Genomic DNA, 10,574 nt, shown 5'->3' on the forward strand with positions numbered 1-10,574 from the left:
TCAAGGAACCATCTTCGTCGTCCGCCGTTTCAGCGGCGACTTTTATAATATATCACAGTTCATCAGGGGTTTGCAACAAGTTTTTATTTCCAATTTTGCCTCATCGCATACCTGCATGAACTGTCGCCGGGTCTCGCCGCCTGTCGGCTGTTCGCGAATCATCCCGACCGGATAGTAAATTTACCACAGCCGCGGAGCGTCCGTCAAGGACTTTTTGAATGCGGCTTATCGGGAACGGAACGAGCCGGCAGGAGCCGCGCGCGGCCGGCCCGTCCAACGCCGTTCAGGAGGGGACGCGCCGCCTTTCCGCATCCGGATTCCGGCCGGACATCTCGGACGCCGGAACGTGCGCTTTGAGCAGCCTGGTCAACCCGAACGCCAGAAGCAGCAGCGCCGCCAGCGCTTCAAGAGCCAAGCCGCCGTTTGAAGTCCTCGTCAGATACACCGCGATCAGCAGCCCGGCCGACGCTCCGATGAACAGCGCGAGCGACGGCCGCGCCCCGCCGATCTCCCGCAAGCATGCCCACGAGCGAAATCATGGTCGGAATCGTGAGGGATATGCCGGCGATGTAGACAATGCTCATCAAAACCAGCACGGGCAGACTCGAACTGAATCCGGCCGCTCCCAGTCCCAGGGCTGCAAGCGCCAAGCCGGCTTGCAGCACCCGCAGCAAGCCGAATTTCGCTGCCAGCCGCCCGGCGAACGGCGCCAGCGCCGCCCGGCGATTCTCACCTGCATAAGCCCCTGGGAAGTCAATCCGAACGGCTCCCTCGTCAAATGGACTTCAAAGAAGGCATATACATGGCCACGTGAAACGCGAACATCTGCGACGCGCCGAACGGAAACGTCTCCCGCCCCATCGCGATCGCTTTTTCGCCTTGCACCGCCATCGCCAGCGAAGGCATGTAGAAGGTTTTCACCTGGCTTGCGGACGGCTGTGTGAATCGGCTGACATACAGGCCGGGGATGCGCGTTTTGAACACCCCTTCATGCGGCGTATGGTCAAGGATCAGACTGAGCGTTCTGTTCCTCATGTTTTATAGCCAAGGTTACAAAGAAAAGGACCCCCTCCCGGGAGTCACGTTTGAATGCGGCGGTCTGATGCCGCTTTCCGATTCTAATGTTACGCCTGTCCTTGTTCTTGCATCATTTGCTCGAAAGCGCTCATGTCCATGTACCCGACCTCCCAGACATGGCCGTCCGGGTCATAGAATCCCCATTGATACATGAAACCGTGGTCTTGCGGATCGGTGTACGTTTTTCCGCCCAGAGACACCGCCTTGTTGACGATTTCGTCAACCTGCTCCCGGCTTTCGGCCGCGATCGCGAGGGTAAGCTGCGCATACTTGCTGGTGTCGACGACTTCCTTCTTCGTGAACGTCTTCAGGTATTCTTCCTGGAGCAGCATCACATAGATATTCTCGCCGACGACCAGACAAGCCGCCTGCTTTTCGTCCGTGAACCGCATGTCAAACTCGAATCCGAGTCCGGTGAAGAACGCCATCGACCGCTTTACATCTTTCACGTGCAGGTTCACGTAAATTTGTTTGGACGTCAGTGCCATGATTCATCGCCTCTCCCTTTTGCTTTTTGGGTTTTCACATATGCAGACGAATCCGCAAAGCCAAATTCATCGGTCAAGGCATGATTTTTTTTCTGACGCCCTCATACCGCCGCTCGCGGTTCCTCCGGCCGTTTACGAATCCGTACGGATGTTCAGCACGTAGCGGGACAATTCCTTGGGGGAAGCGAACCGGGCGTACATGCGGAAGACCACCCGATAGCGTCTGGCGATCGACTGCCTGATTTCGGCATCCAGGCGCGTATCCTGCAGATCCAGCAGCATTTCGTCCAGTTCCTTGCGGAGCACATAATCCAGTTCCTTGCATTCTCTGTCCGTCAGCAGCATCCCAAGCATGAACGGACCTCCTTCCTTGCCAAAACCGTCGCCGTCCCGGATACTTGCATTCCGCAGGCAGCGATGCCCCTGCAGAAGCGGCGCCTCTGCGCGGATGCGCAAGGTCTGCCGCTTGTACTGTTATGCGCAGTCTTGACGAAAAATATTACCGGAACTGCAACAGCCTTACAGCGAAATCAGCCACACCGTCACCGTGCTCTCGATGAGGGCGGCCGCCAGCAGCGCGGCGACGATCACGAGCAGCGCCGGCACCGAGCGAATGACGAACGCTTCGTATTCGTCGGCCAGTCCGCTCCGCCGTTTGAACAGGGCACCCAGCGTCCGGAAGACGAGGCCGCCGAACTTCATGCCGAAGGCGCACGCCAGCAGGACGGCCGGAATCTCGAGGATGCCGTGCGGCAGAACGCCTTTCAGAAAGATCAGCGCGGCGTTCTCGCCCTGTTCGCCGAGCCGCGTATAGAGATAGCCGAGCACCATGCCGTTGACGATGAGAAACACCACCGGGATGAAGCCGAACAGCGCGCCCATGTACATGACGAGCGCCGATTTGATCGCATTGTTGAAGAAGATGATCAGAAAAACGGCCAGACCGGGATTCTCCGCCGACTCCGCCATCTTGCTCAGTTCCGCCAGCCCGGCCAGCTGGCTGTCCAGAAAGTCGCGGAGCGACGGATTCGTGCCGCCGACAATGACCCCGGCGAAGAACAGCATGACCGCCATGACCAGGTACGGCCGCATGCCGGCCATATAAGCCAGATTCGCACGCAGATTGAACATGACGACTCCTTCCGCAATCCCGCTTTCGTTTTCGGGAGCATAACTTCATGAGACGAGCATACATTGTACCAATAGGCCAAGCCCGACCTGTCCGGCTTGCAATCCGACCGCGGGAGGAGATGGAACGTGTTCTATGTACTGAACGGACGCAAGCTCAAACGGTACATATGGGCCGTAGCAGGCCTGCTGCTTGCCGCCGGCGTCATCTACACCGAGAAGGACAACATCACCGTGTTCGCGCCGCAGATGCCCGCCGCGGTGTACAGCGTGCCGACGGAGCAGAAGATCGTCGCCCTGACGTTCGACATCAGCTGGGGCGACAAACGCGCGGAGCCGATCATCGAAGTCCTGAAGGAAAAAGGCGTCAAGGAAGCGACCTTCTTCCTCTCCTCGCCCTGGGTGCAATCCCATCCCGAGATCGTGAAGAAGATCATGGACGCCGGCTTCGAGATCGGCAGCCACGGACATAAACACGATTTTTACACGAAGATGAGCGACGACGAAATCCGCAGCCAGATCCGGACCGCCGAATCGATCATCGCCTCCGTCACCGGCAAGCGGCCGCGGCTGATCCGGATGCCGAACGGCGATTTCGACAAGCGGGTGCTGCAGATTGCCAGCGAGCTCGGCTACACGGTCATCCAATGGGATACCGATTCGCTCGACTGGATGAACATCGGCACGGAGAAGATCATCCGCCGCGTCGTCTCGCGCGCCCACCCCGGCGACATCATCCTGATGCACGCCAGCGATTCCAGCAAGCAGACGCACGAGGCGCTGCCGGTCATCATCGACCAGCTCCGGGAGAAAGGCTACACCTTCGTCTCCGTCTCCCGGCTGCTGGCCCAGACCGAAGTGCAGGGCAAATCGGTGCAGGACCGGCCCGGCATGGCACCTTCCGAGCCTCAGGCACCGATGGAGATGTAATTTGCAGCGGCTTCAGGAGACCGAATCCGCGCTCTGCGTGGTTTCGGTCTCTTCCGTCTTCACGAGCCGGTGCAGCATCAGAATCTGGTATGCATTGCAGGCGAACAGCGGCACCATCATGAAAATGACGGCCGATGCGCCGCCCTCGGTGTTCAGGCTCGGCCAGGCTTCAAGCACCGTGACGGCGACCATCAGGAAGAGCGTCGGAATGAACGCCAGCCGGTTCGTCTTCTTCACTTTGATGACGCCGACCGCCCAGGCGCCGGCGAACAGCAGCACCGGCAGCAGCCAGAACATCACGTTCCCGAGCTGCGCCCGCTGTTCATACAGGATGTACCCGAACAGGAAGAGCATGAAAACCGTCGTATAGGCTTGCAGCGTGTTCCACAAATATCCCTTGCGGAAAATGCTGAGCGCGATGTAGTTAAGCGTCAGATACGCGAAAAAGCCCATCTGGCTGAATGCGCCGATCATCACGCCGCTCAGCAGCATCATGCCCGCATTGAACCCGGATGCCTCAATTCCGAGAAATCCGAACGAAGGATCCGTCCACTGCATGATCAGACCTGCCACAACCGCGACCGCGCCTCCGATCGCCATGCAGCTCCAGAACAGAAAGAACCATTTTCTGAGTGTCATTCGCAAAGCCTCCTCTGCTTCAACTCATTTTACCATGACCGGAGCAAAATCAACAGGATAAAGCCGCAAGCGACGTCACATAATAGTGCGCACAGACATTGCAACGCGCGAAGGGAGTCGTGGCTCCGATGGTGAAGCGGCTGCTGATGTCCGCTCTCATGATATCCTGTTTGGTCGCATTGCTCGCCGGCTGCGGTGCGGAACCTTCCGGAGGCGGCGGTCAGTCCATCGAATACCGGGACATGAAACAGATGGTCATCGACATCTTGAAGACGGAGGACGCCCAGAAGGCGCTGCAGGAGCAGTCCCGCATCACCGGCACGGGCGGTTTCCAGATGCTCTCCGCGACGGATCAGGAGAACATCAAGCTGGCGATCAAGGAAGTGCTCCTGTCGCCCGACGCCAGAACCGTGCTCGAAGAGCTGATGACGGACACCCGCTTCGCCGGCGAATTCGCGAAGGCCGTCAACAAGGAGAACAAGCAGATCCACAAGGAACTGCTCAAGGACCCGTCCTACCAGCAGGATCTGGTCTCCGTCTTCAAGGGACCGGAGATGGAGAAGGTCATTCTGGATGCTTTGAGCAGCACGAACTACCGCAAAAGAATCGTGACGATCATGCAGGAGTCGCTCCAGAGTCCGATGATCAAGCTGCAGATGTATGAACTGCTGCGTCAGGCCGTGCGGGAAGAGCTGAATCCGAAGAATGTATCCGGCGCGAAGAAACAGGAAGGACAGGAAGGCGGCGGCGAAAGCGGCGAATCGGAAGGCGAGGACAGCGGCGAAGCCGAAGCCGGAGAAGGCGACGCGGAAGGCAGCTGACGTGAGCTGCCTTCCGCGTCGATTCGTTTCTCAGACGCCGCACTTGGCGATGATCGCCTGAGCGGCTTCCGTATAGATCCGACCGGTCTCCGTATCCGGTTTGTAGACGGACGGCGAGAAATCCGGTTCGGACGGATGGTTGTCCGGCGCGCCGAGCGGGATCTGGGCGAGCAGATCCGTATGCAGCGTCTCGGCCAGCCGGGCGCCGCCGCCCCGGCCGAAGACGTAATCCCGCCCGCCGCATGAAGGGCAGATGTAGTACGACATGTTCTCGATGACGCCGAGAATGTCATGCTTGGTCTTGACCGCCATGGCGCCGGCGCGCGCCGCGACGAACGCCGCGGTGGCGTGCGGCGTCGTCACGATGATCTCCTTGCTCTGCGGGATCATCTGATGGATGTCGAGCGCGACGTCGCCGGTGCCCGGCGGCAGGTCGAGCAGCATATAGTCGAGCTCGCCCCATTCCACCTCGGCGAAGAAATTACGCAGCATCCGGCCGAGCATCGGCCCGCGCCAGACGACCGGGCTGTTGTCTTCGACGAAGAAGCCCATCGACATTACCTTGACGCCGAACCGCTCGATCGGCACGATGCGCTCGTTCTCGACGGCCGGGCGCTCCTCGATGCCCATCATGTCGGGCACGCTGAAGCCGTAGATGTCGGCGTCGATGATGCCGACGCGCTTGCCGAGCCGCGCGAGGGCGGCGGCCAGATTGACGGTCACCGTCGATTTGCCGACGCCGCCCTTGCCGCTGGCGATGGCGATGAACTGCACCCCGCTGTCCGGCCGGAGCAGCGGGTGCGCCTCCAGGCCGGCCGCGTGGCCCTTGACCGGGCCCGCGCCGGCCCCTTGCGCGGCGCCGCCCGCTCCGCTGCCGCCGCCGTCTGCCCGGAACCGCAGATGCACGGTTTCCGCGCCGACGGCGGCGAGCGCTTCGCGCAGCGCCGCTTCGAGCGGGGCCTCCGGCTCCCCGCTCGGGGTGAGGACCGTCATCGACACATGACGGTCCTTCACCACGACATCGCGGACCGCGATGCCCGGTCCGCCTTCACCGCCCGGCCGTTTCACCCGGCCGACCGCTTCCAATACCTGTTCGCGTGTCAACACTGCGCTGCACCTCGTATCCCGTACCGATTGTCCGTAATCCGTACTGATTTTCACCAAACCGAGCTTATTATACCACAACGCGCTCCGAACATCAGGCCGGAAGCGGTCAGCCGGATGCCGCCCTCTTCTCCGGCTCGTACGATCCGGCGGCTTCCGCCGCATCTTCCGGCCCTTCGCTTCTTTCCGTCCTGCGCGCGCCGATGCGCTCACCGGAGACGTACCGCAGGATGCCCTGATAGATGCTGGCCGCCGCCGCCCGCTGGTACTCGGGATCGGTCAGCCTGCCGGCCTCCTGCGGATTCGACAGGAAGCCCACCTCGACGAGCACGCTCGGAATATCCTCGATCGCCTTCAGCAGAAACACTTCATTCACTTTGCCGGCGCTGCGGTTCGTGTTCTCGAGATTGCGCCGGATTTCGTCCTGGATCAGCGCGGCGAGCTCGGCGTTGTCGGGATGATTCGGATAGTAGAACGTCTGCGCGCCATGCCAGCGCGGCGACGGGATGCTGTTCATGTGAATGCTGACGACAAGATCGGGCTTCTCCCTGCGAATCAGCTCCACCCGCCGCATCAAATCCTCGGTCTTGCGGCGGCTGAAGCCCCTCGTCCCCTCGTCGGCCAGGTCCCGGTCGTCCTCGCGCGTCATGATGACCAGCGCGCCCGCCTGCTGCAAATAGTCGCGCAAATACAGCGCAATCGCCAGATTGAGATCCTTCTCCACGGCGCCCCGCTTGCTGACCGCGCCGCCGTCCACGCCGCCGTGTCCCGCATCCACCACGATCGTTTTGCCCGAGAGCGGCAGCGTCCAATACGTCCATGTCTGCGTTGCGGGGGTATCCTGCAGGAGCAGAAAGACGACCAGCAGCGCGCAGGCCGCGCCTGCGGCGAGGCGCAGCACGCTCCGGTAAGGGATCCAGATGACCATCCGTCTTCTTGAGCGCCGCATAGACAAATAACCACCCCAGTCCCGCTTTCGCGCATGTCCGGCCGGCGCCCTCCTTGAGGCGTGATCCGGCGTCCATACACTATATGGGACGAGGCGGTTATTTATGAACAAGCCATGCCAAGTGGATTCGGTTCAGGACTGCGCCGGCTGCACGGCCATCCCTTCGATCAGAATGCGCGCCACTTCCGGCCGCGAGAATTCCGGCGGCGGGCAGATGCCGCTTCTCAGCATCTCGCGCACCTTCGTGCCGGACAGCGCCACGTGATCCTCCTTGCCGTGCGGGCACGTCTTGGGCGACGCCATGCTGCCGCATTTCTTGCAGAAGAAGCTGTGTTCAAAATAAAGCGGCGTAATCCCCAGATCTTCCGGCTTGAACGTCTTCAGGAGATCCTGCGCTTCATACGTGCCGTAGTAGTCGCCCACGCCGGCATGGTCGCGGCCGACGATGAAGTGGGTGCAGCCGTAATTTTTGCGCACGATCGCATGGAAGACCGCTTCCCGGGGGCCGGCGTAGCGCATCGCGGCCGGGAAGACGCCGAGGAAGACGCGGTCCTTCGGATAATAGTGCTCGAGCAGCGCCAGATAGCTCTTCATCCGCACTTCGGCCGGCACATCGTCCGATTTCGTCTCGCCGACGAGCGGATTGAGGAACAGCCCGTCGACGATCTCCATCGCGCACTTCTGAATATATTCATGCGCGCGGTGGACCGGGTTGCGCGTCTGGAACCCGACGACCGTCTTCCAGCCCTTCTCGGCGAAGATGCGCCGCGTCTCCGCCGGATCGAAATAAAACTCCCGGAACTTCTCCGGCTGCGGCCGGTTCAGCACCGTGACCGGCCCGCCGACGTAGACGTTCGGCCGTTCGAACAGCTTTGCGACGCCCGGATGCGCGGGATCGTCGGTCTTGAACACCTTCACCGCCTCACGCTTCTGGTCGACGGTATAGATGCTCTCGATGTCGATGATGCCGTAAATGACGCCGTCTTCGCCCTTCAGCGCGGCGCGGCTTCCCTTGCCCAGCTTCGCCGCCAGCTCCGGCTCGACCGCCAGCGTGATCGGGATGCTCCAGACCAGCCCGCTCGCGAGCCGCATATTTTCCACGACGCTCTCGTAATCTTCCTGCGTCATGAAGCCCGTGAGCGGCGAGAACGCGCCCACGCCGATCAGATCCAGATCGGAGATCGTCCAGGTGCTCACCGGTATGACCGGAAGCTTGCCCGCTTCGGCAAGCAGCCGCTCACGCTCGCTTGCTTCCGCGATGCGGCTCACCAATGTGCCGCCGTGTGGCTTAATGCTCATGCCGTCGGTTCCTCCCTGCTTGAATATGCCGAAGCGCTCCGGTGATCCGGCGCACGCTCCGGAACGTGTCGGTTTCAAGTGTGTCTGTCTTATTTGTGCAGCCCGCACTCCGTCTTGTCCGTGCCGGCCCAGCGGCCCGCGCGCGGATCTTCGCCCGGCATGACCGGACGCGTGCAGTACGCGCAGCCGATGCTCGGATAGTTCTGGTCGTGCAGCGGGTTGTAAATGACATCGTTCGCGCGGATGTAATTCCAGACATCGTCCGACGTCCAGCTTGCGAGCGGATTGAACTTCACGAGGCCGAATTTCGCATCGTATTCAATCTTCTTCGCGTTCGCGCGGGTCGGCGCCTGATCGCGGCGGATACCGGTGATCCAGGCTTCATAGCCGGCCAGAAACTTCGAGAGCGGCTCCACCTTGCGCAGATTGCAGCACTTGTTCGGATCCGATTTCCACAGCTCCTCGCCGTACTTGGCCGCCTGTTCCTCCGGCGTCAGTTCCGGCTTCACCTGGATGAACTTCTTGCCGTACTTCTGCTCCAGCCGGTCGCGCGTCTCGTACGTTTCTTTGAAGTGGAAATCCGTATCCAGATAGAAAATGTCGGTCTGCGGGCTGATCTTCTGCAGCATGTCGACGAGGACGACATCTTCCGCCCCGAAACTGCAGGCGAACGCAATATTCGGGAACGTCTCGACGGCAAACTTCAGGATCGCCTCCGGGGATTCGTGCTCCAGGCTCACCGCCTTTTCGGCTATCAGCGCTTCTTTCTCGAGCAGATTCATTCGTCCGTACCTCCACTCAGCATTCCTAGTTCTTTTCTATGCTTTAACTCTAGTATATGATGGTTAGCGTAAAACGACAACTGCGGATATTGTTCAAACCGATGCTTTTGCGCATGTTTATCCATTCTTGAATACAAAAAAGCCTCTCCGGAGGCCGGAGAGGCTTCGTATGCGGCGGTTGCTCAGCGCTTCGAGAATTGAGGCGCGCGGCGTGCCGCTTTGAGACCGTATTTCTTCCGTTCTTTCATGCGCGGATCGCGCGTCAGGAACCCTGCGCGCTTCAGCGCCGGCCGGAATTCCGGATCGGCTTTCAGCAGGGCGCGTGCAATGCCGTGGCGGATGGCGCCGGCTTGACCGGTCGTGCCGCCGCCGTTGGCGATGACGATGACGTCATATTTGTTCAGCGTATCGGTGAGCGCCAGCGGCTGCTTGACGATCAGCTTCAGCGTCTCTTGGCCGAAATACGAATCCAGGTCGCGCTTGTTGACGATGATGCGGCCTTCGCCCGGCACGAGGCGGACGCGCGCGGTCGACGTTTTGCGGCGGCCGGTTCCGTAGTATTGTACTTGAGCCATGAACCTGTCCTCCCTTAGGAATTAACCCTTCAGTTCGTAGACTTGCGGATTCTGCGCCTGATGCGGATGCTCCGGACCCGCATACACTTTCAGCTTCAGCTTGAGTCTTTCGCCAAGCCGGTTCTTCGGCAGCATGCCGTGCACGGCGAGCTCGACCATGCGAGCCGGGTTGTTCTTCAGCATGTCGCCTGCCGTCGTCACTTTCAGTCCGCCCGGGTATCCCGAGTGACGATAGTATTTCTTCTTCTGCAGCTTCTTGCCGGTCAGATGCACCTTGTCCGCATTCACGATGATGACGAAATCGCCCGTGTCCACATGCGGCGTGAATTGCGGCTTGTGCTTGCCGCGGATCAGTGCGGCCGCTTCGCTCGCCAGACGGCCGAGCGTCTGGCCTGCCGCGTCGATGACGTACCATTTGCGTTCGACTTCGTTCGGCTTGGCCATGTACGTAGTACGCATGCTTATGTCCTCCTCCGATTGCTGCGCGCCCGAGAGCGCGGCTTGCCGTCTATTCCAAATTTCGTATCCGGTATGTCAGTTCGTGTCAACGTTGCGGGGCGTACCCGAAATGGCGTCGGGACCGCGCCGCGATCACATGCCATTGCTGCGTAGAACATGCGAAAACAAGCGTTCTCTCTTGGCCGGGGCCGTGGGATAGCCACCAAGAAAGCACAAGTTATATTCTACTATAGGATGTCTTGCTCTGCAAGGCCTATTGTTTCATTGTCAGTGTCAAGCTAGCGTGGGCAGTCATTTAAGATGCTTGGAACGCGAACCCCGAA

14 protein-coding genes are annotated in these 10,574 nt (G+C 60.4%); 2 read left to right on the forward strand and 12 right to left on the reverse strand.

Features of this window, described 5'->3' with window-relative positions:
* Positions 1 to 283 precede the first annotated feature (283 nt).
* From KJQ12_RS16995 to KJQ12_RS17015, 5 genes are all read right to left on the reverse strand, one after another.
* Positions 284 to 517, reverse strand: coding sequence for a hypothetical protein (locus KJQ12_RS16995; RefSeq protein ID WP_213486312.1), 234 nt, complete (start codon positions 515 to 517; stop codon positions 284 to 286).
* 257 nt (positions 518 to 774) lie between these two features.
* A complete protein-coding gene (locus KJQ12_RS17000) occupies positions 775 to 1,035 on the reverse strand; it encodes an AraC family transcriptional regulator N-terminal domain-containing protein (RefSeq protein ID WP_213486319.1) in 261 nt (86 codons plus the stop codon).
* 89 nt (positions 1,036 to 1,124) lie between these two features.
* Positions 1,125 to 1,565 (reverse strand): VOC family protein, encoded by a 441-nt coding sequence (locus KJQ12_RS17005; protein ID WP_213486321.1) that lies wholly within the window; start codon positions 1,563 to 1,565, stop codon positions 1,125 to 1,127.
* Positions 1,566 to 1,697: 132 nt separating this feature from the next.
* Complete coding sequence (locus KJQ12_RS17010) at positions 1,698 to 1,919, reverse strand: hypothetical protein (RefSeq protein WP_015253329.1); 222 nt, start codon at positions 1,917 to 1,919, stop codon at positions 1,698 to 1,700.
* Between the two features lie 165 nt (positions 1,920 to 2,084).
* A complete protein-coding gene (locus KJQ12_RS17015) occupies positions 2,085 to 2,696 on the reverse strand; it encodes a stage II sporulation protein M (RefSeq protein ID WP_213486324.1) in 612 nt (203 codons plus the stop codon).
* 126 nt (positions 2,697 to 2,822) lie between these two features.
* Here KJQ12_RS17015 and pdaB point away from each other — a divergent pair, with 126 nt between their 5' ends.
* Positions 2,823 to 3,623, forward strand: a complete 801-nt coding sequence (pdaB, locus tag KJQ12_RS17020; RefSeq protein ID WP_213486326.1) for a polysaccharide deacetylase family sporulation protein PdaB — start codon at positions 2,823 to 2,825, stop codon at positions 3,621 to 3,623.
* A gap of 12 nt (positions 3,624 to 3,635) precedes the next feature.
* Here pdaB and KJQ12_RS17025 read toward each other — a convergent pair whose 3' ends face one another.
* The gene (locus tag KJQ12_RS17025; protein WP_015253326.1) at positions 3,636 to 4,262 is read right to left on the reverse strand and encodes a KinB-signaling pathway activation protein; all 627 of its coding nucleotides are present in this window, start codon (positions 4,260 to 4,262) and stop codon (positions 3,636 to 3,638) included.
* Positions 4,263 to 4,390: 128 nt separating this feature from the next.
* On the opposite strand from KJQ12_RS17025, the gene gerD reads away from it, so the two are divergent.
* Positions 4,391 to 5,083, forward strand: coding sequence for a spore germination lipoprotein GerD (gene gerD, locus KJQ12_RS17030; protein WP_213486328.1), 693 nt, complete (start codon positions 4,391 to 4,393; stop codon positions 5,081 to 5,083).
* Between the two features lie 30 nt (positions 5,084 to 5,113).
* Here gerD and KJQ12_RS17035 read toward each other — a convergent pair whose 3' ends face one another.
* From KJQ12_RS17035 to rplM, 6 genes are all read right to left on the reverse strand, one after another.
* Positions 5,114 to 6,190: an Mrp/NBP35 family ATP-binding protein gene (locus KJQ12_RS17035; RefSeq protein WP_213486330.1), complete on the reverse strand. Its 1,077-nt coding sequence runs from the start codon at positions 6,188 to 6,190 to the stop codon at positions 5,114 to 5,116.
* Positions 6,191 to 6,296: 106 nt separating this feature from the next.
* Positions 6,297 to 7,136: an N-acetylmuramoyl-L-alanine amidase CwlD gene (gene cwlD, locus KJQ12_RS17040; protein WP_213486332.1), complete on the reverse strand. Its 840-nt coding sequence runs from the start codon at positions 7,134 to 7,136 to the stop codon at positions 6,297 to 6,299.
* Between the two features lie 132 nt (positions 7,137 to 7,268).
* Positions 7,269 to 8,435 (reverse strand): sulfate adenylyltransferase, encoded by a 1,167-nt coding sequence (gene sat, locus KJQ12_RS17045; RefSeq protein ID WP_213486334.1) that lies wholly within the window; start codon positions 8,433 to 8,435, stop codon positions 7,269 to 7,271.
* Between the two features lie 89 nt (positions 8,436 to 8,524).
* Positions 8,525 to 9,217: a phosphoadenylyl-sulfate reductase gene (locus KJQ12_RS17050; RefSeq protein ID WP_213486336.1), complete on the reverse strand. Its 693-nt coding sequence runs from the start codon at positions 9,215 to 9,217 to the stop codon at positions 8,525 to 8,527.
* 182 nt (positions 9,218 to 9,399) lie between these two features.
* A complete protein-coding gene (gene rpsI, locus KJQ12_RS17055; RefSeq protein WP_015253320.1) occupies positions 9,400 to 9,792 on the reverse strand; it encodes a 30S ribosomal protein S9 in 393 nt (130 codons plus the stop codon).
* Between the two features lie 21 nt (positions 9,793 to 9,813).
* Positions 9,814 to 10,251, reverse strand: coding sequence for a 50S ribosomal protein L13 (gene rplM, locus KJQ12_RS17060; protein ID WP_015253319.1), 438 nt, complete (start codon positions 10,249 to 10,251; stop codon positions 9,814 to 9,816).
* Between the last annotated feature and the right edge of the window lie 323 nt (positions 10,252 to 10,574).

The organism is Thermobacillus xylanilyticus (genome assembly GCF_907165215.1).
GTDB lineage: Bacteria > Bacillota > Bacilli > Paenibacillales > Paenibacillaceae > Thermobacillus > Thermobacillus xylanilyticus.